20 protein-coding genes are annotated in these 24,359 nt (G+C 62.7%); 14 read left to right on the top strand and 6 right to left on the bottom strand.

Going from position 1 to position 24,359, the window contains the following annotated elements:
• Positions 1-69 precede the first annotated feature (69 nt).
• The gene (locus CCD76_RS20060) at positions 70-231 is read right to left on the bottom strand and encodes a hypothetical protein (RefSeq protein ID WP_179208918.1); all 162 of its coding nucleotides are present in this window, start codon (positions 229-231) and stop codon (positions 70-72) included.
• Between the two features lie 144 nt (positions 232-375).
• Here CCD76_RS20060 and CCD76_RS12740 point away from each other — a divergent pair, with 144 nt between their 5' ends.
• The gene (locus tag CCD76_RS12740; RefSeq protein WP_087719841.1) at positions 376-1,320 is read left to right on the top strand and encodes a cation transporter; all 945 of its coding nucleotides are present in this window, start codon (positions 376-378) and stop codon (positions 1,318-1,320) included.
• A 9-nt stretch (positions 1,321-1,329) separates the two neighbouring features.
• Here CCD76_RS12740 and CCD76_RS12735 read toward each other — a convergent pair whose 3' ends face one another.
• Positions 1,330-2,985, bottom strand: coding sequence for an FMN-binding glutamate synthase family protein (locus CCD76_RS12735; RefSeq protein WP_087719840.1), 1,656 nt, complete (start codon positions 2,983-2,985; stop codon positions 1,330-1,332).
• A gap of 246 nt (positions 2,986-3,231) precedes the next feature.
• Here CCD76_RS12735 and CCD76_RS12730 point away from each other — a divergent pair, with 246 nt between their 5' ends.
• Entirely contained in the window at positions 3,232-4,362 is a 1,131-nt protein-coding gene (locus tag CCD76_RS12730; RefSeq protein ID WP_218777031.1) for a metallophosphoesterase, read from the top strand.
• Between the two features lie 130 nt (positions 4,363-4,492).
• Here the strand turns inward: CCD76_RS12730 and mfd are convergent, their stop codons facing one another.
• The gene (gene mfd, locus CCD76_RS12725) at positions 4,493-7,942 is read right to left on the bottom strand and encodes a transcription-repair coupling factor (RefSeq protein ID WP_087719838.1); all 3,450 of its coding nucleotides are present in this window, start codon (positions 7,940-7,942) and stop codon (positions 4,493-4,495) included.
• A 324-nt stretch (positions 7,943-8,266) separates the two neighbouring features.
• Here mfd and CCD76_RS12720 point away from each other — a divergent pair, with 324 nt between their 5' ends.
• From CCD76_RS12720 to sthA, 10 genes are all read left to right on the top strand, one after another.
• Positions 8,267-9,718: a glyceraldehyde-3-phosphate dehydrogenase gene (locus CCD76_RS12720; RefSeq protein WP_071233105.1), complete on the top strand. Its 1,452-nt coding sequence runs from the start codon at positions 8,267-8,269 to the stop codon at positions 9,716-9,718.
• A gap of 305 nt (positions 9,719-10,023) precedes the next feature.
• Positions 10,024-11,373 (top strand): Na(+)-translocating NADH-quinone reductase subunit A, encoded by a 1,350-nt coding sequence (locus tag CCD76_RS12715; protein WP_087719837.1) that lies wholly within the window; start codon positions 10,024-10,026, stop codon positions 11,371-11,373.
• Positions 11,373-12,608, top strand: coding sequence for an NADH:ubiquinone reductase (Na(+)-transporting) subunit B (locus tag CCD76_RS12710; protein ID WP_087719836.1), 1,236 nt, complete (start codon positions 11,373-11,375; stop codon positions 12,606-12,608). The genes CCD76_RS12715 and CCD76_RS12710 overlap by 1 nt, the downstream gene beginning before the upstream one ends.
• Positions 12,605-13,384: a Na(+)-translocating NADH-quinone reductase subunit C gene (locus CCD76_RS12705; RefSeq protein WP_087719870.1), complete on the top strand. Its 780-nt coding sequence runs from the start codon at positions 12,605-12,607 to the stop codon at positions 13,382-13,384. The genes CCD76_RS12710 and CCD76_RS12705 overlap by 4 nt, the downstream gene beginning before the upstream one ends.
• A 2-nt stretch (positions 13,385-13,386) precedes the next feature.
• A complete protein-coding gene (locus tag CCD76_RS12700) occupies positions 13,387-14,067 on the top strand; it encodes an NADH:ubiquinone reductase (Na(+)-transporting) subunit D (RefSeq protein WP_087719835.1) in 681 nt (226 codons plus the stop codon).
• On the top strand, positions 14,060-14,680 hold the full coding sequence (gene nqrE, locus CCD76_RS12695) for an NADH:ubiquinone reductase (Na(+)-transporting) subunit E (protein ID WP_071233099.1): 621 nt from the start codon (positions 14,060-14,062) through the stop codon (positions 14,678-14,680). The genes CCD76_RS12700 and nqrE overlap by 8 nt, the downstream gene beginning before the upstream one ends.
• 63 nt (positions 14,681-14,743) lie before the next feature.
• Positions 14,744-15,976 carry an NADH:ubiquinone reductase (Na(+)-transporting) subunit F gene (nqrF, locus tag CCD76_RS12690; RefSeq protein ID WP_087719834.1) on the top strand — a complete coding sequence of 411 codons (1,233 nt, stop codon included), beginning with the start codon at positions 14,744-14,746 and terminating at the stop codon, positions 15,974-15,976.
• Positions 15,973-17,028: an FAD:protein FMN transferase gene (locus CCD76_RS12685; protein WP_087719833.1), complete on the top strand. Its 1,056-nt coding sequence runs from the start codon at positions 15,973-15,975 to the stop codon at positions 17,026-17,028. The genes nqrF and CCD76_RS12685 overlap by 4 nt, the downstream gene beginning before the upstream one ends.
• Entirely contained in the window at positions 17,025-17,282 is a 258-nt protein-coding gene (gene nqrM, locus CCD76_RS12680; protein WP_087719832.1) for a (Na+)-NQR maturation NqrM, read from the top strand. Before CCD76_RS12685 ends, nqrM begins: the two co-directional genes overlap by 4 nt.
• Before the next feature lie 84 nt (positions 17,283-17,366).
• The gene (gene sthA / locus CCD76_RS12675) at positions 17,367-18,758 is read left to right on the top strand and encodes a Si-specific NAD(P)(+) transhydrogenase (protein WP_087719831.1); all 1,392 of its coding nucleotides are present in this window, start codon (positions 17,367-17,369) and stop codon (positions 18,756-18,758) included.
• A gap of 144 nt (positions 18,759-18,902) precedes the next feature.
• Here sthA and CCD76_RS12670 read toward each other — a convergent pair whose 3' ends face one another.
• The 3 genes from CCD76_RS12670 to CCD76_RS12660 all read right to left on the bottom strand — a co-directional run bounded on the left by CCD76_RS12670 (position 18,903) and on the right by CCD76_RS12660 (position 22,068).
• Positions 18,903-19,838 carry a DNA replication terminus site-binding protein gene (locus CCD76_RS12670; protein ID WP_256961299.1) on the bottom strand — a complete coding sequence of 312 codons (936 nt, stop codon included), beginning with the start codon at positions 19,836-19,838 and terminating at the stop codon, positions 18,903-18,905.
• A 211-nt stretch (positions 19,839-20,049) separates the two neighbouring features.
• Positions 20,050-20,949, bottom strand: coding sequence for a carbon-nitrogen hydrolase (locus CCD76_RS12665; RefSeq protein WP_087719830.1), 900 nt, complete (start codon positions 20,947-20,949; stop codon positions 20,050-20,052).
• A 66-nt stretch (positions 20,950-21,015) separates the two neighbouring features.
• Positions 21,016-22,068, bottom strand: a complete 1,053-nt coding sequence (locus CCD76_RS12660; RefSeq protein WP_087719829.1) for an agmatine deiminase family protein — start codon at positions 22,066-22,068, stop codon at positions 21,016-21,018.
• Positions 22,069-22,298: 230 nt separating this feature from the next.
• Between CCD76_RS12660 and CCD76_RS12655 the strand changes: the two genes are divergently transcribed.
• Together CCD76_RS12655 and CCD76_RS12650 are read left to right on the top strand one after the other, a co-directional pair.
• Positions 22,299-23,540 carry a lipoprotein-releasing ABC transporter permease subunit gene (locus tag CCD76_RS12655; RefSeq protein ID WP_087719828.1) on the top strand — a complete coding sequence of 414 codons (1,242 nt, stop codon included), beginning with the start codon at positions 22,299-22,301 and terminating at the stop codon, positions 23,538-23,540.
• Positions 23,533-24,249: an ABC transporter ATP-binding protein gene (locus tag CCD76_RS12650; protein ID WP_087719827.1), complete on the top strand. Its 717-nt coding sequence runs from the start codon at positions 23,533-23,535 to the stop codon at positions 24,247-24,249. Before CCD76_RS12655 ends, CCD76_RS12650 begins: the two co-directional genes overlap by 8 nt.
• The last annotated feature ends 110 nt before the right edge of the window (positions 24,250-24,359 follow it).

Below are 24,359 nucleotides of genomic sequence, written 5' to 3'. Positions count from 1 at the left end.
TGGCCCGTGAGGGGGCGGCACAATCCTGCCGCGATCCGTGGCGCTGACTGACGCGGACCGCTGTGTCCCTTACTGCATCAGACCCGCTACCAGCGCCATGACCACGGCGATGGCGGCCGATGCCAGTGCGGTCACCAGTAGCGCGCGACGCCGGGTGGCGCTGAAAGTGAAGAAGGTGATGAAAGCGATGGTCATCGCGAGCATTGAGATGGTCCAGGCGTAATTAGCCATAGAGCGTGCAGCTCCTGCATCGAAAGTATGGGATTCGTTGACGGCGCATTATACAGATCGCGAGAGCCACTGCGGCATTTGCGAATCCGCGGTGATGCATGGGGGTACGACGAGAGCGTTCGGACGACGAGGGGTAGAGGCGCGATGAAAACGGGATGGCCCACTACCGAGAGCGGTGCGCTTCGCTTTTCGACGGTCATGGCCGCGCTCATTGGAGGGCTTGCGCTCACGGTTGCGGTGCTTTCCGGTTCCCAGGCGATCCTCCTCGACGGGCTTTTCAACGCCATCTATGCCGTGGTCGGCGTCTTCACACTGCGCGTAGGGCGGCTGGTCGTGGCCCCCGATGACGATACCTATCCGTTCGGGTACGGCTACTTCGAGTCGATGGTCAACGCCTGCAAGGGCTTGCTGATGCTGGGCGTGTCGGCGCTGGCGCTATTCAATTCGATCACGGCACTGCTGACGGGCGGCAACACGATCGCGGCGGGCATCTCGATCGGCTACGCCTGTCTGGCAACGGCAGCCTGCACGCTGGCGGCCCTCGTGCTGCGGCGTGTCAGTCGTCATGTCAGCAGTCCGTTGCTCGAAGCCGATATCGACAACTGGCGCGTCAACGCGCTGATCTCCGCCGCGGTGCTACTGGCTTTCTGTCTGATCCCCGTAGTGCAAGCGCTAGGCTGGCATGCCGTCGTTCCCTACGTGGACTCGTGGCTGGTGATCGCGGTCGTGCTGCTTTGTCTGGGGGTTCCCGTCCGCGTTGCCAAGAATGCGATTCTGGAGCTGCTCAACCGCTCGCCGCGGCCCGATGTGGTCGACCCGGTACGCGCGGCGATCACGGCAGCGCTGGCGGCGTTGCCCACCGATGCCATCTATATCCGTATGGTCCGGCCGGGCCGGATGCTCTATGTCACCGTTCATGTCGTACTCGTCAAGGGTCACCCGCTCTCCATCGAGGAGGCGGACCGGTGGCGAGCGACCCTCGATGCCAGCGTTCGCCGGATCTCGACGCCGGTGCTGGTCGAAACCCTGTTCACCGGCGACCGTCGCTGGGCGGCACCCAGCGCCGGCCTTGGCGAAGCCGAGGGCTGACGGTGGCGATCAGCGCAGCTTGGTCAGCCGCAATTCGGCCAACTGGGCGGGTGGCAGGAAGGAGTCCGAGCGGGCCTCTTCCCAATAGTTCTTGAACACCGTGTGCTCGCTGTTGCCATCAAGCAGTTCGTCCGGCTTCAGGAAGGTGAACAGCTTGTCGTAAGACTGGATCTCGTCGGCGGATACGCGCCGAATGATATGTTCCGGGCCGAGTTCCGAGGGGTGTTGCAGACCCGCGGCGGCGAGCATCTCGGCCAGGCCCTTGAGCGTATTGCGGTGAAAGTTGTAGACCCGCTCGGACTTGTCGGCGACATCCAGGTGGCGACTGCGCTTGGGATCCTGTGTCGCCACGCCGCTGGGGCACTTGTCGGAGTGGCAGTTGAGTGCCTGGATGCAGCCCAGCGAGAACATGAAGCCGCGTGCCGCGTTGCACCAGTCGGCACCCAGCGCCAGGGTCCGGGCGATGTTGAATCCGGACGTGATCTTGCCGGCGGCGCTGATCTTGATCTCCTCGCGCAGTCCGGCACCCACCAGAGTATTGTGCACCAGCATCAGCGCCTCGGTCAGCGGCACGCCCAGACGGTTGATGAACTCCAGCGGCGCGGCGCCCGTTCCGCCTTCGCCTCCGTCGACGACGATGAAGTCGGGGCGTTGGCCGGTTTCGCGCATGGCCTTGACCATTGCGAACCACTCCCAGGGGTGGCCGATGGCCAGCTTGAAGCCGATGGGCTTGCCGCCGGACAGCTCGCGCAGGCGTCCGATGAAGGTCATCAACTCCAGCGGCGTGGAGAAAGCGCTGTGGCCGGCGGGGGAGACCACGTCCTCGCCCATGGGCACCTCGCGCGCCTCGGCGATCTCGGCGCTGACCTTGGCGGCGGGAAGGATGCCGCCATGGCCCGGCTTGGCGCCCTGCGACAGCTTGATCTCGATCATCTTGACCTGTTCGTCGCGCGCGTTGGCGGCGAAACGCTCTTCATTGAAGCTGCCGTCGTCGTGGCGACAACCGAAGTAGCCGGAGCCGATCTCCCAGACCAGATCCCCACCGTGAATCCGATGATAGCGGGAGATCGAGCCCTCGCCGGTGTCGTGGTAGAACCCGCCTTTGCGAGCGCCGGCGTTGAGCGATTCGATGGCGTTGCCGGACAACGAGCCGAAGCTCATGGCCGAAATATTGAACACACTGGCGGAATAGGGCTGGCTGCAGAGGCTGCCGCCGATCCGGACCCGGAAGTCGCTGTCGTCGATATGGGTCGGTCGCAGCGAATGGTTGATCCACTCGTGGCCGGGCGCATACATGTCGATCAAGGAACCGAAAGGCTTCTTGTCGCTCTCGTTCTTGGCACGCTGATAGACGACGGCGCGCTGTTCCCGGGAGAACGGGCGCTCGTCGAGATCGGACTGGATGAAGTACTGGCGAATCTCGGGTCCGATCGACTCGAGGATATAGCGGCAGTGCGCCAGAATGGGATAGTTGCGGCTGACGGTGCGGCGCTTCTGGCGGGTGTCGTGAAATCCTAGCCATGACAGGCCGCCGAAGATGGCGACGCCCCACCACCAGTTCGAGGACGAGGCGAGCCCGAAGAGGGAAACGGCCAGCAGGCAGAGGCTGGCAATGAAAGCGGCGTTACGTAACGGTAGACGGGAAAGGCCAGTAGCGTAGCTCATGCGGACATTGGCTCCAGACAGGTGACAGACGCGGCGGGCTGACGCCGCCGCGACCGCCAAGGATAGCGCAACGCTTCGCGTTGCGGCCAATGGCAGGCGGGGCTACTTTGAGGCATCGTCATGGCTGCATCGACACCTCATGCCGGCCCACCGGGGCCACCGGGGCCACCGGGGAGAGACGTTGTCGAATTGCCGCGTGCCGGCATACCGGTTTTTTCGCTCATTCAATGCAAGGAATGCTTGAACTTGCGACACCATCGATCGCTTTTGCGTCTGCGGCTGGTCCTGCTCGTGCTGCATGGCTATGTCGGCTGGCGCCTGCTGTCCGGGCTCTCGCTGGGCGTCTGGAGCAATATCGTCGGCGCCGGTTACCTGCTCACCAGTGCGCTGCTGATGCCCTGGGTGGTCCGGGTGACCTGGCTCAACGGCCGCTGGTTCGCCTGGCCGGTCGCAGTGATGACGGGGGTATTCTCCTTCCTGCTGCTGCTCACGCTGGCCCGGGACATTCTGCTCGCGACCTGGCACGTGGCGACTGCGCCGACGGCCTTGCTGGTCGCCGGTAGCGCCTGGGGCGTGCTGATCGCAACGTCAGTGTTGTCGGTCTATTCGGTGTGGCAGGCGAGAAGGGTGCCCCGCGTCGTCGACGTGTCGGTGCCGCTGGCCGGGTTGCCTGCCGCGCTGGAGGGACTGACGATCGTTCAGTTGAGCGACTTGCATATTGGCCCGACGATCAAGCGCCAGCACTTGCAGCGTATCGTCGAACGGGTCAATTCGCTGACGCCGGATCTGGTCGCGATAACCGGTGATCTGACCGATGGCCGCGTCGCGGAGCTGGAAGAAGACCTGGCGCCGTTGGCGAACTTGAGCGCTCGGCATGGCGCATTCTGCGTGACCGGCAATCATGAGTACTACAGCGAAGCCGAGGCGTGGGTCGCCGCCTTTGGGCGCTTGGGCATGCGCGTGCTGATCAACGAGTGCGACATTGTCGAGCATGACGGGGCGGAACTGGCCGTTGCCGGCATTACCGATCTGTCGGCGGGGTACTACGTTCCCGCGCATCGCAGCGACCCGGCGCTGGCTGCTCGTGACATACCGCCGGGAACGACACGCCTGTTGCTCGCGCATCAGCCCAATTCCGCGCCCGCTGCGGCAGAGGCCGGGTTCGACCTGCAGCTTTCCGGCCACACTCACGGCGGGCAGATATGGCCCTGGAGCCTGCTGGCACGTCGTGCCAACCGCTTTCTGGCCGGGCTGGGCAAGGAAGGGCGGATGTGGGTCTATACCAGCCGGGGCACCGGCTACTGGGGGCCGCCGATGCGCTTCGGCGCGCCCTCCGAGATCACCCGCCTCCGGCTTTGCCGGGCTCCGGAAGCCTGAAGCACCGCACTTCGCCCAGGAAGCTGGAAGCCGGGCCCCTTCGTTGCGCAAAGCAAGCGACTGAGTGTCTTGTCGTTGCTTTTCCTTACAGCTTGAAGCTTATGGATTGCAGTGCCGGTCGAAGCCCGGCTCAGGCCGCCTTGGCCTTGCGGTTGAGGGTTTCCAGCAGCGCGTCGATGCGCTGGAAACGATCTTCCTCCTTTTCCATGTCGCCGTGGAAGCGCAGTGTGTCGGCACCGTCGAGCTTGTACTCTGCCGGATGGCGCTGGATCAGCTCGACCAGCGTCATCGGATCGACCTGCGGGTCCGGGCCGAAAATCACCCGGCCGCGTTCGGCTCCGGCTTCCAGCTTGGCGATGCCGAGGCGCTCGGCACGCTGGCGCAGCCTCGTCTGGCGGAACAGTGTCTTGAGCGGCGCCGGCAGCAGACCGAAACGGTCGATCATCTCGACCTGCAGTTCCTTCAGCGCGCCTTCATCCGCCGCGCTGCTGATGCGCTTGTACATGATCAGGCGCTGCTGAACGTCGGGCAGGTAGTCGTTGGGAATCAGCGCCGGCAGGTTAAGGCTGATCTCCGTGCCCTCGTCGAGCGGGGCTTCGATATTGGGCGTCTTGCCGGCCCGGATCGCCTTGACTGCACGATCGAGCATCTGCATGTAGAGGCTGTAGCCGACCGTCTCCATCTGGCCACTCTGCTCGTCGCCGAGCAGTTCGCCCGCGCCGCGAATTTCCATGTCGTGGCTGGCGAGCGTGAAGCCGGCGCCGAGATCGTCGCTCAGGGTGATCGCTTCGAGTCGCTTGATCGCATCCTTGGTCATCGCCTTGGGCGGCGGCGTCAGCAGGTAGGCGTAGGCCTGATGGTGGCTTCGTCCGACCCGGCCGCGCAGCTGATGCAGCTGGGCCAGGCCGAACTTGTCCGCACGTTCGATGATGATGGTGTTGGCGCTGGGTACGTCGATGCCGGTCTCGATGATGGTCGAGCAGACCAGCACGTTGAAGCGCTTGTGGTAGAAGTCCGACATGACCCGTTCGAGGGCGCGCTCCGGCAACTGGCCGTGGGCCACGCCGACGCGGGCTTCCGGCACCAGTTCGCGAAGCTTCTCGGCGCTGGCCTCGATCGTCTTGACCTCGTTGTGAAGGAAATAGACCTGGCCGCCGCGAAGCACCTCGCGCAGGATCGCTTCCTTGACCACCGGCTCGTTGCGCTGCTGCACGAACGTCTTGACCGAGAGGCGTCGTGCCGGGGGCGTGGCGATGATCGAGAGGTCGCGAATGCCGTTCATGGCCATGTTGAGCGTGCGTGGAATGGGCGTCGCGGTCAGTGTGAGAATATCCACCTCGGCGCGCATCTGCTTGAGGCGCTCTTTCTGGGCGACGCCGAAGCGATGCTCCTCGTCGATGATCATCAGGCCCAGATTGGAGAACTTGACCGACTTGGAAAGTAGCTTGTGGGTGCCGATGACGATGTCGGCGCGGCCTTCTTCGATCCGCTTCAGGGCATCGCCTTCCCCTTTGCCGCCAGTGAAACGCGAGAGCATCTCGATCTGTACGGCGGTATCGGCAAATCTGTCGCGGAAGTTGTCGTAGTGCTGCTGGGCCAACAGCGTCGTGGGCACGAGTACCACCACCTGGCGGCCGGAACTGACGGCCAGGAACGCGGCGCGCATGGCGACTTCGGTCTTGCCGAAACCGACATCGCCGCAGACGACGCGATCCATCGGCCGCGGTGCGGTCATGTCGGCGATCACCGCCTCGATGGCAGCGTGCTGGTCAGGGGTCTCCTCGAACGGGAAGCTCGCCGCGAAGCGCAGGTATTCCTCGCCGGGCATGTCGCTGGCGAATCCTTCCCTGGCCTCGCGCCGGGCGTAGATGTCGAGCAGCTCGGCAGCGGTGTCGCGGACTTTCTCGGCCGCCTTGCGCTTGGCCTTGCCCCAGGTGTCCGAGCCCAGCTTGTGCAAGGGAGCGAGTTCGTCGGTGGCGCCGGCGTAGCGCGAGATGAGCTGGAGGTTGTCGACCGGTACGTAGAGCTTGGCGCCGCCGGCATATTCCAGCGCTAGGAACTCCGCCGCCTGGCCGCCGGCGGTAAGCATCTCCAGGCCCAGGTAACGGCCGACGCCGTGATGCTGGTGAACCACGGGCGCACCGGGGCGCAGCTCGGAGAGGTGGCGCACGGCCAGCTCGTTGTCGTCGGTTGCCTTGGCGCGGCGACGGGTCTGGCGCACGACTTCGCCGTAGAGCTCGGTTTCGGTGATGACCGCGATAGCGGGATCGCCCAGCCAGAGCCCTTCGTCCAGCGCCCCCTCGGCGATCGCGAACGGCTGACGGCCATCCAGAAAGTCCTGCCAGCCGTCGATGTGGGGGATATCCCGATGCAGTGGCGCCAGCGCTTCGTCCAGCGCTTCGCGGCGCCCGCGGGACTCAGCGACGAACAGAATGCGCAGATCACGGTGAGCCTCGAGAAACGCTTCCAGCGTCGCCAGCGGGCGCTGGGCGCGGGCGTTGATCGCGACCGCCGGCGGTGATTGGGTCGCGCTGGGGATGACGTGGCGTGAGGCGGGATCGGTCACGAATTCGAGGCGCGGGTGCTGCTTGATCGCGGCAAAGACCTCGGCGGCGGGGACGAACGCCTTGGCCGGCGGCAGCAGCGGGCGAGTCGGGTCGACGCCGAGGTTCTCGTAACGCCCTTCGATCGAGAGCCAGTGATGTTCGGCGGCTTCGAAGACGTCGGGAAGCAGCGCAATGCGTGTCTGCTCCGCCAGGTGTTCGAACAGCGTGGCGGTCTCCTCGAAGAACAGCGGCAGGTACTGTTCGAGGCCGGGAGAGGGAATGCCCTTGATCGCATCCACATAGAGCGGGCACTGCCGCGGATCGACGTCGAAGAGGGTTTCGAACCCTTCCCGGAAACAGGCGATCGCCGAGCGCGACAACGAGTACTCGTGCGCCGGCAACAGGTCGATGCGCTCGATCTTGTCCTGCGTGCGCTGGGTATCCGGATCGAAGCGCCGCAGCGTGTCGATCTCGTCGTCGAACAGGTCGATGCGCAGCGGGGCGTCAGTGCCCATGGGAAACAGGTCGATCAGCGAGCCGCGCATGGCGTATTCGCCCGGCTCGTAGACGGTTTCCACCGCGCGATAGCCGGCCCGCGACAGGCGCTCCCTGAAATTCTCCCGATCGAGCCGGTCACCGGTCGCCAGCGTCAGCACGCGCCCGGCCACGTAGTCGCGTGGCGGCAGTCGCTGCATCAGGGTGTTGATCGAAGCCAGTACGATCCCCTGGGTGCCTTCCTGCAGTTCCCGCAGCGTTCTCAGCCGTGCCGAGACGATGTCCTGGTGCGGCGAGAAGCTGTCGTAGGGCAGCGTTTCCCAGTCGGGAAACGGCATCACCGGCACGTCGGCATAGAAGCGCAGCGTGCTTTCGAGGCGCTGCGCGCTTGCCGTGTCCGGCGTCACCACCAGCAGTGGTGCATCATCGGCCAGGCGCGCCAGCGTCAGCGCGGTAGCGCTTCCCTGGGGCAGTTGGCAATAGGTGGTTTCGCGCGTGCCGGTCGGCAGAGGCGGGGCGAGCGGTGTGAAATGCGACATGAGCCTTTCGGAGATCGAATTTACGTGCAGGGATGATAGCAGGCTGTCGCAATGGCGGGGGTATCGAGCCCGATTTCTTGGCTCGAGTTCCGTTGCCGAACGTCAGGCATCGGCGGTGGCCCGTGTAGTGAAACTACAACATTTGCGACTACGCGGCGATTGCGGGGCGTTTCGTAGGATGCAGATAATACTCGGGTTTTTGGTCAGGCGGATGCTCTGAAGCAGTGTTGGCGACCACTGTGCGGACAGTGCCAGCGATCCGTTTGACCGACGCTGTCGATGCGCCAATTCGACCCCCCAATTCGATCAGAGAGAGGCCCGCTTGTGAGTCAGGAACAGCTCGATACCGTCTTCCAGGAGTGGCAGGACAACGAGGCTCGCGCGGAAGAGATGATTCCGCTTCTGGGCAAGCTCTATCGTCAATACAACGTGATCCCTTCGCTGTTCGGGCGGTCGTTGATCAATCGTTCCGTGACGCGGATTCTCAAGAACCATCGTTATGTTCGCAAGGTCGAGGGAACCGAGCTTTCGGTCGCCGACACGCTGCCGATGGTGCGAGCCATGACCGAACTGAATCTGGGGCCGGCGCATATCGATATCGGCCGACTGGGCGTGGCGTTCAAGCACTCCGGCGAAAGCGATGTCGTGGCGTTTCTCGAGCGCGAGCTGGCCGACATCGTGGGTGCTCACGACGGCAGCGGCATGGGCGGAGAGCCTCAGGATGTCGTGCTTTACGGCTTTGGCCGCATCGGCCGCATTCTGGCGCGCATCCTGATCGAGAAGGCCGGTGGCGGTAACCTGCTTCGGCTGCGTGCCATCGTCGTTCGCGGCAGCGGTGACGACCTCGAGAAGCGAGCCAGCCTGCTGCGTCGCGATTCCGTCCATGGGCCGTTCTCCGGCTCGATCGACATCGATCACGAAAACCATGCGCTGATCGCCAACGGTCACTACATCCGCATGATCTATGCCGATTCGCCGGCCGAGATCGATTACACCGTCTACGGCATCGACAACGCCATCGTCGTCGACAATACCGGCAAGTGGCGCGACCGGGAGGGGCTGGCGCAGCACCTGCAATCCAAGGGGGTTGCCAAGGTTCTGTTGACGGCGCCGGGCAAGGGCGACCTCAAGAACATCGTTCACGGCATCAATCACCAGACTATCGGGGAAGAAGACCGCATCGTGTCTGCGGCTTCATGCACCACCAATGCCATCGTGCCGGTGCTCAAGGCCATCGACGACGAATACGGGATCGTCCATGGCCATGTCGAGACCGTCCACTCCTACACCAACGATCAGAACCTGATCGACAATTATCACAAGGGCGATCGCCGCGGACGCAGTGCACCGCTCAATATGGTGTTGACGGAAACTGGCGCGGCCAAGGCGGTGGCGAAGGCGCTGCCGGCGCTTTCCGGCAAGTTGACCGGTAATGCGATCCGCGTGCCGACGCCCAACGTCTCGATGGCGATCCTCAACCTGTCGCTGGAGAAAGAGACAGACCGCACGGCGCTCAACGAGTACCTGCGCCAGATGGCGCTGCACTCGCCGATGCACAAGCAGATCGATTATGTCGATTCGCCGGAAGTGGTGTCGTCGGACTTCGTCGGCAACCGCCATGCAGGGATCCTGGATGCCAAGGCAACCATCGCCGACGGCAAGCAGGCGGTGCTCTACGTCTGGTACGACAACGAGTTCGGCTATAGCTGTCAGGTGGTGAGAATCCTGCAGTACATGTCCCGCGTCTGTCACCGGTACCTGCCGGCCACGCCCTGATTCGTCCATTGAACTTTAGTCTAAAAAGTCTCGGCGCTGCCGAGACTTTTTCGTTGTCCGGCGGCCGGGTTGACGTGCCGGCGAGTAGTCTTCGGGGGTCGGCATCATTATAATGGTGCGCGTTTTTCGGCGTGGTCCATCGAAGTCATGGGCCATGGAAGTCACCCTTTCTGATAAGAAAAGCATTCGGATTCCGTGACGTCACCTTCCTGTTCTTCCTGAGCCTTGCTGCGGGAGTCGGACATGCCTGGCGTCCGTCGAACCTTTTTCCTTATCGACATCAGATTCGACAACTGGGCGAGACTATGATCGAAGTCAAACGAGGCCTGGACCTTCCCGTTGCCGGGGCGCCGGAGCAGCGTATCGACGACGGGCGCGCCGTGCGCCATGTCGCGCTGCTCGGGTCCGACTATGTCGGCATGAAGCCGACCATGGAGGTCCGTGAAGGCGATCGCGTGAAGCGGGGCCAGGTGTTGTTCACCGACAAGAAAGTGGCCGGGGTTCGCTATACAGCCCCCGGCGCCGGCGAGGTGGTCGCGATCAACCGGGGCGAAAAGCGTCGCCTGTTGTCCGTGGTCATCAAGCTCGACGAGGAAGAGCAGAGCGAAACGTTCACGGCCTACGGCGCGGACGGGCTGGCGTCGCTTTCACGGTCGCAGGTGGTCGATCAACTGGTCGAGTCCGGCTTGTGGACGGCGCTGAGAACGAGGCCCTTTTCCCGCGTGCCGGAACTCGGCGCGGTGCCGGCCGACATCTTCGTGACGGCCATCGATACGCATCCGCTGTCGGCCGATCCCACGGTGATCATCGACGCCGATAGCGACGCCTTCCGCCAGGGGCTGCAGGTCATCCGTCACCTGACGCCCGGCCGGGTCTTCGTGACTCGCCGCGGCAACGCGACGCTACCGGGCGATGATCTGGAGGGCGTTCAGGCCGAGGGCTTCGAAGGGCTCCATCCGGCAGGCCTGGTGGGTACGCATATCCACTATCTCTCGCCGGTCGGGCTGCAGCGTCAGGTATGGCATCTCGACTGTCAGGACGTGATCGCCATCGGCAAGCTGTTCGCCGAGGGGCGCTTCGATCCGACCCGCGTGGTCGCCGTCGGCGGGCCCCGTGCGAAGAATCCGCGTCTGGTCCGTACCCGTCTGGGAGCCAGCAGCGAGGAGCTGTTGGAAGGCGAGATCGAAAAGCCGGAGGATACGCGCGTCATCTCCGGATCCATTTTCGGCGGTACGCAGTGCGAGGGGACTCGCCAGTTCCTGGGGCGTTTTCACCGTCAGTTCTCGCTGCTGGAAGAGGGCAACAAGCGCGCCTTCATGGGCTGGCTGTCGCCCGGTCGCAACCGTCATTCGGTCATGGGTATCTATGTTTCCCAGTTCCTGGGACTGCCCAACTACGCACCCAATACGTCGACCAACGGGTCCGAGCGTGCCATGGTGCCGATCGGCGCGTACGAGAAGGTCATGCCGCTGGATATCATGCCGACCCAGCTGCTGCGCTCGTTGATCGTTGGCGACATCGAATCGGCCATGCAGCTCGGCTGCCTGGAGCTGGATGAAGAAGACCTCTCGCTGTGCACCTATGTGTGCCCCGGCAAGTACGAGTACGGTCCCATCCTGCGCGACAACCTGACCATGATCGAGAAAGAGGCCTGATGATGGGGATTCGCAATACGCTCGACAAGCTGGAGCCTCATTTCGAGAAGGGCGGCAAGTACGAGAAGTTCTACGCGCTCTACGAGGCGGTCGATACGATCTTCTATTCGCCCCCCAGTGTCACCAAAAGCATGACTCACGTGCGCGACGGGATCGACCTGAAGCGCATCATGATCACGGTATGGCTCTGTACTTTTCCGGCCATGTTCTTCGGCATGTACAATGCCGGCTACCAGGCCAACCTGGCGATTGCCGATGGCTTCAGCGCGATCACCGGGTGGCGTGAAGCGGTGACCATGGCGCTGGCCGGGAGTCACGATCCGGGCAGCATCTGGGCCAATTTCGTGCTGGGGGCGACCTACTTCCTGCCAATCTATCTGGTGACGTTCGTCGTCGGCGGGTTCTGGGAAGTGCTGTTCGCGATCAAGCGCGGTCATGAAGTCAACGAAGGCTTCTTTGTCACCTCGGTACTGTTCGCGCTGACGCTGCCGGCGACCATCCCGCTGTGGCAAGTGGCGCTGGGCATCACCTTCGGCGTAGTGATCGGCAAGGAGATCTTCGGCGGAACCGGCAAGAACTTCCTCAACCCGGCACTGACCGGCCGTGCCTTCCTCTATTTCGCCTATCCGGCGCAGATTTCCGGTGACAGCGTCTGGGTGCCGGCCGATGGCTATACCGGCGCCACGGCGCTGTCCAACGCCGCGCTCAACGGCATGGAAGGCCTACATCAGCAGTACAGCTGGTGGGATGCCTTCTTCGGCTTCATCCAGGGTTCCGTGGGGGAAACCTCGACGCTGGCGATCCTGATCGGCGCGGCCGTGCTGCTGCTGACGCGCATCGCCTCCTGGCGCATCATGGCGGGTGTCATGCTCGGCATGATCCTGACCGCGTCGCTGTTCAACGCCATCGGCTCCGACAGCAACCCGATGTTCGCGATACCGTGGTACTGGCATCTGGTGCTGGGTGGCTTCGCCTTCGGCATGGTGTTCATGGCGACCGATCCCGTGTCGGCGTCGATGACCAACAACGGCAAACTGATCTTCGGTGCGCTGATCGGCGTGATGACCGTGCTGATCCGTGTGGTCAACCCGGCTTTCCCCGAGGGCATCATGCTGGCAATCCTGTTTGCCAACCTGTTCGCGCCATTGATCGATCACATCTTCGTGCAGGCCAATATCAAACGTCGCCAGAAGCGGCTGGCGAGCCTGACGCCCACCGAAAAGGAGGCTGTCTGATGGCGAGCAACAACTCGATCAAGAAGACGCTGATCGTCGCATTTTCTCTCTGCGTCATCTGCTCGGTGGTCGTCTCGTCCGCGGCCGTGGTGCTGAAGCCGAAGCAACTGCAGAACCAGGCGCTGGACCGCAAGAGCAACATCCTGCAGGTCACGCAGCTCTACAAGCCGGGCGATGACATCGAGGAGAAGTACGCCGAGCTGATCACGCCGCGTGTGGTCAATCTGGAAACCGGCGACTACTCCGAAGATCTGGACCCGAACAACTACGATCAGTTCGACGCCGCCAGAGATCCGGCAACGTCTCGCACGCTGTCGGGCGATGACGATATCGCGGGTATCGGGCGCCAGGAGAAGTTCTCGACGGTCTATCTCGTCGGGAATCCCGACGATCCGGACCAGATCGTCATGCCGATCCGCGGCCAGGGGCTGTGGGGGCTGATGGAGGGTTTCTTGTCCGTGCGTGGCGATGGCAATACCATCGTAGGGCTGTCCTACTACGATCAGTCCGAAACCCCGGGTCTCGGTGGCGAGGTAGACAACCCGCGCTGGAAGGCCAAGTGGGACGGCAAGAAGATCTACGAGGATGGAGATTTTCAGGATCCCCAGATTCAACTCGTGAAAGGCGGTGCCAGCGGCGAGTACGAAGTCGATGCGCTGTCGGGAGCCTCGCTCACCAGCCGAGGCGTCACCAACATGTTGCGGTTCTGGCTGAGTGACGAGGGCTATGCCCCATATCTCGCCCGATTCCACGACGATTCCCAAGGAGGAGCGTGAAGATGGCTACGGACTCCGTAAAAGACGTCGTTCTGTCACCGGTCTTCAAGAACAACCCGATCGCCCTGCAGGTACTGGGGATCTGTTCCGCGCTGGCGGTGACCAACTCCATGAGCGTATCGCTGGTCATGGGGCTCGCGGTCATTGCCGTGACGGCCTTCTCCAGCATGTTCGTCTCGCTGATCCGCAATCACATTCCGTCGTCGATCCGCATCATCGTGCAGATGACGATCATCGCGTCGCTGGTCATCGTGGTCGATCAGGTCCTGCGGGCCTATGCCTACGAGATGTCCAAGCAGCTGTCGGTGTTCGTCGGTCTGATCATCACCAACTGTATCGTCATGGGACGCGCCGAAGCCTACGCCATGCAGAACGGCCCGGCGATGAGCTTCCTCGATGGCGTCGGCAACGGGCTCGGCTATGCCGTCATCCTGCTGATCGTCGGTTTCGTTCGTGAGCTGCTGGGGTCGGGCAGCGTGTTCGGTCTGACCATCCTGCCGACGGTCCAGAACGGTGGCTGGTACGTGCCCAACGGCTTGATGCTGCTGCCGCCATCCGCCTTCTTCGTCATCGGCCTGCTGATCTGGGTGCTACGTACACTCAATCCGGAGCAGATCGAGAAGACGGAGTACCGAATCGTTGCCAACAGCAAGGCCAAGATCAAGGAGACTGCCAATGTTTGAGCACTATCTCAGCCTGTTCGTGAAGGCGGTCTTCGTCGAGAACATGGCGTTGGCGTTCTTCCTCGGCATGTGTACGTTCCTGGCCGTTTCCAAGAAGATCTCTTCGGCGATCGGTCTGGGCATTGCGGTCGTCGTGGTTCTCACCATCACGGTGCCGGTCAATAACCTGATCCTCAACTATCTGCTGAAGGCCGGTGCGCTGAGCTGGACCGGCCTCGAGGGCGCCGAGAACATCGATCTCAGCTTCCTGGGGCTGTTGAGCTATATCGGCGTCATCGCGGCGATCGTCCAGATCCTCGAGATGTTCCTCGACAAGTTCGTGCCTGCGCTCTACAACGCGCTGGGCGTGTTCCTGCCGCTGATCACCGTCAACTGCGCCATCATGGGTGCCTCGCTGTTCATGGTGCAGCGTGACTACACCTTCGGCGAGTCGGTGATCTACGGTGCCGGCGCGGGCGCTGGCTGGGCGCTGGCGATCATGGCGCTCGCGGGTATCCGCGAAAAGCTCAAGTACAGTGATGTACCCGGCAGCCTGCAGGGGCTGGGGATCACGTTCATCACGGCCGGTCTGATGTCGTTGGGCTTCATGTCCTTCTCCGGCATCCAGCTCTGACGCCAGCAGGACCCGTGGCGTCAAGGCAACGACATCAACGCAACAAGGAAATAGGAACCCGACATGGTTGATACATCCATCATCGTGCTCGGCGTCGTCATGTTCACCGTGATCGTGCTGGGGCTGGTGGCGGTCATTTTGGCCGCACGCAGCCGGCTGGTCAGCAGCGGCGACGTGGCGATCGAGATCAATGGCGACCCTGACAACACCGTGACGACCCAGGCCGGGGGCAAGCTGCTCCAGACCCTGGCTGCCAACGGCATCTTTCTGTCGTCGGCGTGTGGCGGCGGCGGCTCCTGCGCGCAGTGCAAATGCCAGGTGAGCGAGGGCGGCGGCTCCATCCTGCCGACCGAGGAGTCTCACTTCACCCTGCGCGAGAAGAAGGAAGGCTGGCGCCTTTCCTGCCAGGTGCCGGTCAAGCAGGACATGAAGATCCGTGTCCCGGACGAGGTCTTCGGCGTCAAGAAGTGGGAATGCGAGGTCATCGAGAATCCCAACGTCGCGACCTTCATCAAGGAACTGAACCTGAAGCTTCCGGAAGGCGAGGAAGTGGCATTCCGTGCCGGTGGCTACGTGCAACTGGTGGCGCCGCCCTACGACGTGAAGTTCTCCGATTTCGATATCGAGGAGCAGTATCGCGGCGACTGGGAGAACTTCGGGCTGTTCAACCTCACGCACAAGAACGACGAAGAGGTGATTCGCGCCTACTCGATGGCGAACTATCCCGAAGAGAAAGGGATTCTCAAGTTCAACATCCGTATCGCGACGCCGCCCCCGAAATCCAGCCATCCGCCGGGGCTGATGTCGACCTACGTCTTCAGCCTGAAGCCGGGCGACAAGGTGACCGTCATGGGGCCGTTCGGTGAATTCTTCGCCAAGGATACCGAGGCCGAGATGGTATTCATCGGCGGTGGCGCGGGCATGGCGCCCATGCGCAGCCATATCTTCGATCAGCTCAAGCGGCTGAAGTCCACGCGCAAGATGTCGTTCTGGTATGGCGCTCGCTCCTGGCGGGAGACGTTCTACAACGAGGAGTACGACCAGTTGGCGGAGGAGTTCGATAACTTCGAATGGCACCTGGCGCTCTCCGACCCGCAGCCGGAAGACAATTGGGAGGGGCCGACCGGGTTCATCCACAATGTGCTCTACGAGAACTATCTCAAGAATCATCCGGCGCCGGAAGATTGCGAGTACTACATGTGCGGGCCGCCGATGATGAACGCCTCCGTGATCAAGATGCTGACTGATCTGGGGGTAGAGCCCGAAAACATCATGCTGGATGATTTCGGCGGATGATCGAACGGCCCCAGCGCCGAGTGACAGGGCCGATCCTTCTGGGATTGGCCCTGCTGCTATTCGCACTGCTGGCCGGGTGCGAGCGCGAACCTCAACCCTACCGGCTGGAAGGGCCGATTTTCGGCACCGGATTTCACGTCACTTTCTACGGTGACTACGACGACGAACAGCTCGACAGGATCGAGCATTCGGTCAAGGACGCACTGCATCGCGTCGACCGCCTGATGTCGACCTACAAGCCCGACTCTGAATTGTCACGCTTCAACCAGGCAGCGGTGGGCGAGCCGTTCGAGCTCTCCCCGGAGACGGCCGAAGTGATTCGGGAAGCGATCCGTGTGGGTGACATGTCCAACGGCGCTTTCGACGTCACGGTCGGATCGGCCGTCAATCTCTGGGGCTTTGGCCCGGACAAGCACCCGGATCGCGTGCCCAGTGACGACGAGATCGCGGAAGCGCTAAAGGAAGTCGATTATCAGGCACTCCAGCTCGATGGCGATACGCTGACCAAGACCAAGCCGGTCTACGTGGATCTCTCCGGTATTGCCAAGGGGTATGGCGTCGACGCGGTCGCCCGGGCGCTGGACGACCTGGGGGTGAGCCGATACCTGGTCGAGGTGGGCGGCGAAATTCGCACGCGAGGCAGCAAGCCCGGCGAGCAGCCGTGGCGGATCGCGGTGGAAAAGCCGGTCTCGAACGAACGTAGCGTGCAGCGTATCATTGAGCTGGATGACTCGGCAGTGGCGACATCGGGCGACTACCGCAACTATTTCGAAAGCGATGGCAAGCGTTATTCGCATACCATCGACCCGCGGACCGGACGCCCGATCACGCATCATCTGGTTTCCGTGACGGTGATCACGGCTGACTGCATGACCGCTGATGCCCTGGCGACGGCCATCGATGTCATGGGGCCGGACGCCGGCTTTGCCATGGCCGAGCGTGAAAACCTGGCGGTCTATCTCGTTGTCAAAACGCCGGAAGGCTTCGAAACGCGGGTGTCCACGGCGTTTCAAAACTATCTCAAAGATTCGGAAGAGGAGGATCAGTCATGACGATCTGGATTCTGGCCTTCGCCATCATGCTGCTGTTGGTAGGCGGCATGGCGATTGGTGTCATCCTGGGACGCAAGCCGATTGCCGGTTCCTGCGGTGGTCTCAATACCCTCGGCCTCAAAAGCGGCTGCGAGATCTGCGGTGGCAACGACAAGGTCTGTGAAGAAGAGAGTCGCAAGAATGTCGCTGGTGCGCGCCGGCGCAGCGATGAAAATCGCGGTGCGGATCTTGGCTACAACGCCGTCAAACGTTGAGTAGCGGCAGTATCGGGTTCGTTTGTCGGTCGCCACGATCCAATCAGGTCGTACCAGCCATCATGTAAGGAGTAGGCGAAGCAAATGGCAGTTCACAACTATGACGTCGTGGTCATCGGCTCGGGACCCGCGGGTGAGAGCGCCGCGATCAATGCGGCGAAACATGGCAAGCGCGTCGCCATTGTCGAACGGCAGTCGTCTGTCGGTGGCAACTGCACGCATTGGGGAACGATTCCTTCCAAGGCGCTGCGACATCAGGTCAAGCAGATCATGCAGTTCAATACCAACCGCATGTTCCGTGATATTGGCGAGCCGCGCTGGTTCTCGTTTCCCAAGGTGCTGGAGCGTTCTCGCGTGACGATCGACCAGCAGGTCGAACTGCGTACCAAGTTCTACTCTCGCAATCGCATCGATCTGTTTTTCGGCGTGGCACGCTTTCGCGACGAACATACGGTCGTCGTGCGGGACAATCACGAAGGCGCGGAAGAGCTCACTGCTCCTCAATTCGTGATCGCCACCGGGTCACGGCCTTATCGTCCGGCCGACGTCAATTTCCGCCATCCGCGGATTTACTGCTCGGACACCATTCTCGGGCTGTCGCATACCCCGCGGACACTGATCATCTATGGTGCCGGCGTGATCGGCTCGGAGTACGCTTCCATCTTCTCCGGCCTGGGCGTCAAGGTCGATCTGATCGACACCCGCGAGCGCCTGCTCTCCTTCCTCGATGACGAGATCAGCGATGCGCTCTCCTATGAGCTGCGCAACAACGGTGTGCTGATTCGACACAACGAAGCGTATCGTAGCGTCGAGGGCGACGAGGCTGGCGTGGTGGTCAACCTGGAGTCCGGCAAGCGGCTTCGCGCCGATGCCTTCCTCTGGGCCAACGGACGTACCGGTAATACCGATGAACTCGGCCTCGAGAACATCGGTCTCGAGCCCAACGGCCGCGGTCAGCTGCAGGTCGACGGCCACTACCGTACCCAGATTCCGCACATCTACGCGGTGGGTGACGTGATCGGCTGGCCGAGCCTGGCGAGTGCGGCCTACGACCAGGGACGCAGCGCCAGTGACGAATTTCTCGGCGAGGAATTCCGCTTCGTCGATGACATTCCCACCGGTATCTACACGATTCCCGAGATCAGCTCCGTGGGCAAGACCGAGCGGGAGCTGACCGAAGCCAAGGTGCCTTACGAGGTCGCCCAGGCCTTCTTCAAGGATACCGCGCGCGCGCAGATTACCGGCGACACGGCGGGAATGCTCAAGATCCTGTTCCATCGCGAGACGCTGGAGATCCTGGGGATCCACTGCTTCGGCGACCAGGCCTCCGAGATCGTGCATATCGGTCAGGCGATCATGCAGCAGAAGGGCGAAGCCAATACGCTGCGCTACTTCATCAATACGACGTTCAATTATCCCACCATGGCCGAAGCGTATCGAATCGCTGCCCAGAACGGCTTGAACCGACTTTTCTGAGTGGCCTGGTCGTCGTTCGCCCCTGAATTGCAGCCTTGTCATCGAGGCTTCGCGACTCAGGGGCGACGGCGTTTCTGGCGTCTCGTTTTCTGCAGGGTGGGAGATGCTGCCAATCCGCGTTGCGCCATAGGGTGCTGAGCGGGGTCAGACTTCCGAATCGTCGCTGCCGTCGACGGCGTCTTGCTCGCGCTGTTTGTCGAGCGCGATCTCCAGCGCCGGGTTGCGATAGCGGTAGATGCGCAAGCTCTTCAGGAAGACATCGTCCTCCAGTCGCTGATCGGAACGGCGTGCACGGGTTCGTGTTGCCGGCGGCCGTATCGGCGGGTCGTTGAGATGTGGCAGTTTCAGTGCCGGGTCCGGAATGAACAGCGGCAAGGGCAGGTTCATGGCGCGCCGCATTCGCCCGTCCGCCAGCGCTTCGCGGAAGAAGAGATTGGCACGCATCACCGGTGCCTGCTGCTGGATCTGCGCCAGTGGCTCGCCGTCCGGAATGTCGGCGAGCTTGCGCAACTGGATCTGGATATGAGACGCCGACAGGTCCATCTGCTTCAACCTGGCTTCTGCGTCGGCCACGCTCATTCGCTTGATCGAGCGGCCGCTGGTGTACCAAGCCAGCCTGATCCGCGATAACGGCGCGTCGGCGATAGGCACCTGGCGCCAGCACTGCTTGAGATGAAGCCTAGCGAGCCCTTGGCCACGCAGATGATCATGCAGTACCGGATGCCGGAAAGGCAGCACGGCCTTGACCTCGGAGATGAGTCGAGGGGCAGACTGGCGAATGCGTTTCAGCGTCGCGGCGAATCGGGCCTTGCCGAGATTGACCGTCTGGACGGCGTCCATGATCGCCGGCCCCGCGACGACCACGCCGATGTAATTGCGTGTTTCGCGGCCGTCCTGTCCGTCCTGATACCAGAAGTCGGTCAGTGCGCTGCGTAGCCATTGCGCGTCGACCGTCGTCTCGCCCAGTGCCCAGGCAGGTGTCGGATTGTTGGCGTAGGCCGTTGCCAGCTGTTCGACCGCCTCGATCAGACGGTCGAAATCGGATTCCAGCTCGGCCAGCAAGCGATACTGCAGTTCCATGTTCTTCCCTTGAAGACAGATACTGTTTTATACCGTTATCTTTTCCAGTGCGTCTACCAATGGGCGAAATTTTTTCCCAGCGGGGAAGGAGTGGCCATACAGAGAGAACAGTTGCCCAGAGAGCGGTCATTTAGAAAGGGCGGTTATCTAGACAAATCGACCGTCTTGCGCAGCTGCCATCGCCGGAACGATGGCAGCGGCGATGATCACGTCAGCGGTCGCGATAGCGGCGGGTCAGGTCGCCGTAGGCGTCGATCCGTCGGTCACGCAGGTAGGGCCAGATGCGGCGGACATCTTCGCTGCGAAGCAGGTCGACCTCCACCAGCAGGTTCTGGCTTTCCTCGCCACCGTGGGCCAGCAGCTCGCCCTGGGGACCGCAGACGAAACTGCCGCCCCAGAAGTCGATGCCTTCACCGACGCCGGAGAGATCGGGCTCGTGGCCGACCCGGTTGGCGACGATGACCGGCAAGCCGTTGGCGACACCGTGAGAGCGCTGGATCAGGGTCCAGGCATCCTTCTGGCGCTGCTTCTCCGCCGTGTCGTCGGAAGGCGTCCAGCCGATGGCGGTGGGGTAAAGCAGAAGATCCGCGCCCGCCAACGCCATCAATCGAGCCGCTTCCGGATACCACTGATCCCAGCAGACCAGCACGCCGAGGCGGCCGACGGAAGTATCGATCGGCTCGAAGCCCTGCTTGGCGTCTTCGTCGCCAGGCGTGAAGTAGAACTTCTCGTAGAAGCCGGGGTCGTCGGGAATGTGCATCTTGCGATAATGACCGACGCGGCCCCGGGCGCGGTCCAGCACGATCGCGGTGTTGTGGTAGAGCCCCGCAGCGCGGCGTTCGAAGATCGAGCCGACGATGACGATATCCAGCTCGCGGGCCAGGGTCGCGAGCCGTTGGCCGGTCGGACCATCTAAGGGCTCGGCCAGATCGAACAGCTCGGTATCTTCGCACTGGCAGAAGTAGTGTGTCGCGTGCAGTTCCTGCAGCAGTACCAGTTCGGCACCTTGGGCGGCGAGCTCGCGGATACCGGCTTCACTCGCTTCGAGACTGCGCTGCTTGTCTGGCCAGGCTTGCTGCTGGACCAGGCCGACCTTTAGCGTTCTGGACATGATCTCTCCTTAACCTGTATTTCGAACCGGCTCTTTACTGACTCGGCTTCTCGCCCTGGTTTCCACTCAGCCCAAGGATAGCGAGGGGTTGAGCGATCCGCGTGGCAACTGCATGGTCAGGCAGTGAAGGCTGCCATGCTGACGAATGACGGCGCGACAGTCGATCGGTATCACGTCGCGGCCGGGGAAGGCGCCGTCGATGACCTTGAGTGCCTGGAAATCCGCGGCATCGCCATAGGTCGGAACCAGGACGGCGCCGTTGATGATCAGGAAGTTGGCGTACGTCGCCGGCAAGCGGTGGCCGTCGTCCGGATCGAAGCAGGGCTTGGGCCAGGGAAGTGCCAGCAGGCGATAGGGCGAGCCGTCCTCGCGGCGTAGCGCCTTGAGTTCGTTCTCCATCGCCGCCAAGGCCTCGTAATGCGGGTCCTGGGGATCGTCACAACGCACGTAGGCGATCGTCGCCGGGTCGCAGAAGCGCGCCAGAGTGTCGATATGGCTGTCGGTATCGTCGCCTTCGAGATGACCGTTCTCGAGCCATAGCACGCGGGAGACGCCGAGCTGCTCGCCCAGGCAGGTCTCGATGGCGTCGCGGTCGAGGTCCGGGTTGCGATTGGGATTGAGCAGGCAGGCGCTGGTGGTGAGCAGCGTGCCTTCGCCGTCGGTGTCGATGGCGCCGCCTTCGAGTATCAGCATCTGTGGCTCGACCGGTGCTGCGAATACCTGTTGGGATGCCAGCGCCCGAGTCAGGGCGTCGTCCCGTTCGGCGGCGAACTTGCCACCCCACCCGGTGAAGACGTAGTCGAGCAATGTCAGGCGACCTTCGCGCTCGATGGCGATCGGGCCGTGATCCCGGGCCCAGGTATCGTCGCTCGGTGCCACGACGAGATGCCAGCGCCGGGTGTCGATGCCCAGCGCGGTGAAACGCGCCGCCAGGCGTTCGCGCTGAGGCTCGTCATGCACGACGACCAGCACCGGCTGGTAGCGAGTGATGGCTACGACCATCGCTTCCAGCGTTGCCTCGATATGCTCGAGCAACGGTGCCCAATCGCTGGTCGGGGTCGGCCAGGTCAGTTGAATGGCATCCTGGGGGTGCCACTCGGGGAACAGACGAAGGGTCATGATGGTCTCCATAGCGGGACGCGGCATTGTAGAGCCTGATCGCGGCGATGCAAGCAGGAGTCGCGCGTCGTCTCGACGCATCGACGACAGCGCTCGTCACCGCTTTCCGGTGAGCGCCAGTGTAGCGTGGGCGACGCCGCTGGCAAGCCGAAGGTCGCCCGACAATCTGGCGTTTTCGGGAACCGACAAAACCCGTAACATGAGCCGCTGCTGACAAGGAATCCAACCTGATGCTCGACCGTTTACCCTTTCTGGTGGGCCTGAGATACGTCCGGGCCAAACGACGTAATCACTTCATCTCCTTCATATCGCTCACGTCGATGCTTGGCCTGGCCCTGGGGGTCGCTGTCCTCATCCTGGTGCTGTCGGTCATGAACGGCTTCGATCACGAGTTGCGCACTCGCGTGCTCGGCATGGTGCCGCATACCCGTATCGAACAGCAGGGCGGCATGCAGAACTGGAAAGCGCTGGCCGAGAAGGTCGACCAGCACAGGGATGTCGTCGCCTCGGCCCCCTACGTGCAGCAGCAGGGCATGTTCTCGGCCAGCGGGCGAACCCAGGGCGCCATGGTCACCGGGGTTCAGCCGGAATACGAGCGTGACGTCTCGATCATCGATCAGCACATGCAGACCGGCACGCTCGACGATCTCTCTGCCGGCAGTTGGCATGTCGTGCTCGGCTCGCTGCTGGCGCGCAATCTCGGCGTCGGCGTGGGTGACCGGGTGACGCTGCTGGTGCCGGAGGCATCGATCACGCCCGGGGGCGTGTTCCCGCGCCTGAAGCGCTTCACCGTCAGCGGAATCTTCAAGGTCGGCGCCGACCTGGATGCCAACCTCGCCTATGCCAATATCGAAGACATGCAGACGCTTGCCCGTCTGGGCGACAAGGTCGACGGGCTGCGGCTGGAGCTCAACGATCTTTTCCAGGCGGGGCCGGTGACCCGAGACATCGTCTCGAATCTGGGCGCCGGCTATCGGGGCATGGACTGGACCTATACCCACGGCAACCTGTTCCAGGCGATCCAGATGGAGAAGCACATGATCGGCCTGTTGCTGATGGTGATCGTCGCGGTGGCCGCGTTCAACATCGTCTCGACGCTGGTCATGGTGGTCACCGACAAGCATGCGGACATCGCCATCCTGCGCACCATCGGCGCCAAGCCGAAGTCGATCATGGGGATCTTCGTCGTGCAGGGGCTGGCGATCGGCATCATCGGTATCGTGATCGGCGTGATTGCCGGCGTGATCCTGGCGCTGACGGTGTCCGACATCATTGCCTGGGTCCAGGCCGTTACCGGTATCCAGTTCCTCGATCCCAACGTCTATTTCATCAGCTACCTGCCTTCGCGGCTCGAGATGAGCGACCTGGGCGTGATCGTCTCCAGCGCTTTCGGACTGACCTTCCTGTCGACGCTCTATCCGGCCTGGCGAGCGGCGCGTATCCAGCCGGCAGAGGTACTGCGTTATGAGTGAAGCCAATTTCCGGTCATCGTCTGCCAGCGGAGACAACATCATGCTCGACTGCCGCCAACTCACGCGGACCTACAGCGAAGGCCCGCAGGATCTCACCGTGCTGGATCATCTGGACCTGCAGGTGAGAGCGGGGGAGAGAGTGGCCGTCGTCGGGAGTTCCGGCTCCGGCAAGACCACGCTGCTCAACCTGCTGGGCGGGCTCGACCGGCCCACGGCCGGCGAGGTCGTCATCGGTGGCCAATCGCTGGCGGGGCTGGGCGAGGCGGCCCTGGGCAGCTTTCGTAACCGCTATATCGGTTTCGTCTACCAGTTCCACCATCTACTGGCGGAGTTCACCGCGGCGGAGAACGTCGCGCTGCCGCTGATCATTCGCGGTCAGACCCGGAAAGTCGCCGTCGACAAGGCCCTGCAGTTGCTGGATCGCGTCGGCATGGCGCCACGTGGAGCCCACAAGCCGGGCGAGCTGTCGGGCGGCGAGCGCCAGCGCGTGGCCATCGCCAGGGCGCTGGTCACCAATCCCAGTCTGGTATTGATGGACGAGCCGACCGGCAACCTGGATCAGACCACGGCGGCCAACATCCTCGCCATGATGGACGAGCTCGCGGCGACCACCGACTGTGCGTTCGTAGTGGTCACCCACGACATGTCGCTGGCGGCGCATCAGGATCGCACGATGCGTCTGGACAGAGGCCAGTTGACCGCCGTCTGACATCGCCGGCTAAAGCTGACGCCGCTCTGGACGATCAATAGTCCAGGGCGGCGTTTTTTTGCGCCTTCGTGAAGTGAATCGAAGGAAAGATTACGTGCTGGAGGAGTCGG

This window comes from Salinicola salarius (genome assembly GCF_002179555.1).
Lineage (GTDB): Bacteria > Pseudomonadota > Gammaproteobacteria > Pseudomonadales > Halomonadaceae > Salinicola > Salinicola salarius_A.
The sequence above is the reverse complement of the archived record's forward strand: the minus strand, read 5'-3'. Positions and strand labels throughout refer to the sequence as shown.

Excerpts from the sequence above, each read along its gene's own strand:
- CCD76_RS20060 (WP_179208918.1), bottom strand. The coding sequence starts at position 231 with ATGGCTAATTACGCCTGGACCATCTCAATGCTCGCGATGACCATCGCT.
- CCD76_RS12740 (WP_087719841.1), top strand. The coding sequence starts at position 376 with ATGAAAACGGGATGGCCCACTACCGAGAGCGGTGCGCTTCGCTTTTCG.
- CCD76_RS12735 (WP_087719840.1), bottom strand. The coding sequence starts at position 2,985 with ATGAGCTACGCTACTGGCCTTTCCCGTCTACCGTTACGTAACGCCGCT.
- mfd (WP_087719838.1), bottom strand. The coding sequence starts at position 7,942 with ATGTCGCATTTCACACCGCTCGCCCCGCCTCTGCCGACCGGCACGCGC.
- CCD76_RS12715 (WP_087719837.1), top strand. The coding sequence starts at position 10,024 with ATGATCGAAGTCAAACGAGGCCTGGACCTTCCCGTTGCCGGGGCGCCG.
- CCD76_RS12710 (WP_087719836.1), top strand. The coding sequence starts at position 11,373 with ATGATGGGGATTCGCAATACGCTCGACAAGCTGGAGCCTCATTTCGAG.
- CCD76_RS12700 (WP_087719835.1), top strand. The coding sequence starts at position 13,387 with ATGGCTACGGACTCCGTAAAAGACGTCGTTCTGTCACCGGTCTTCAAG.
- nqrE (WP_071233099.1), top strand. The coding sequence starts at position 14,060 with ATGTTTGAGCACTATCTCAGCCTGTTCGTGAAGGCGGTCTTCGTCGAG.
- nqrF (WP_087719834.1), top strand. The coding sequence starts at position 14,744 with ATGGTTGATACATCCATCATCGTGCTCGGCGTCGTCATGTTCACCGTG.
- CCD76_RS12685 (WP_087719833.1), top strand. The coding sequence starts at position 15,973 with ATGATCGAACGGCCCCAGCGCCGAGTGACAGGGCCGATCCTTCTGGGA.
- nqrM (WP_087719832.1), top strand. The coding sequence starts at position 17,025 with ATGACGATCTGGATTCTGGCCTTCGCCATCATGCTGCTGTTGGTAGGC.
- sthA (WP_087719831.1), top strand. The coding sequence starts at position 17,367 with ATGGCAGTTCACAACTATGACGTCGTGGTCATCGGCTCGGGACCCGCG.
- CCD76_RS12670 (WP_256961299.1), bottom strand. The coding sequence starts at position 19,838 with ATGGAACTGCAGTATCGCTTGCTGGCCGAGCTGGAATCCGATTTCGAC.
- CCD76_RS12665 (WP_087719830.1), bottom strand. The coding sequence starts at position 20,949 with ATGTCCAGAACGCTAAAGGTCGGCCTGGTCCAGCAGCAAGCCTGGCCA.
- CCD76_RS12660 (WP_087719829.1), bottom strand. The coding sequence starts at position 22,068 with ATGACCCTTCGTCTGTTCCCCGAGTGGCACCCCCAGGATGCCATTCAA.
- CCD76_RS12655 (WP_087719828.1), top strand. The coding sequence starts at position 22,299 with ATGCTCGACCGTTTACCCTTTCTGGTGGGCCTGAGATACGTCCGGGCC.
- CCD76_RS12650 (WP_087719827.1), top strand. The coding sequence starts at position 23,533 with ATGAGTGAAGCCAATTTCCGGTCATCGTCTGCCAGCGGAGACAACATC.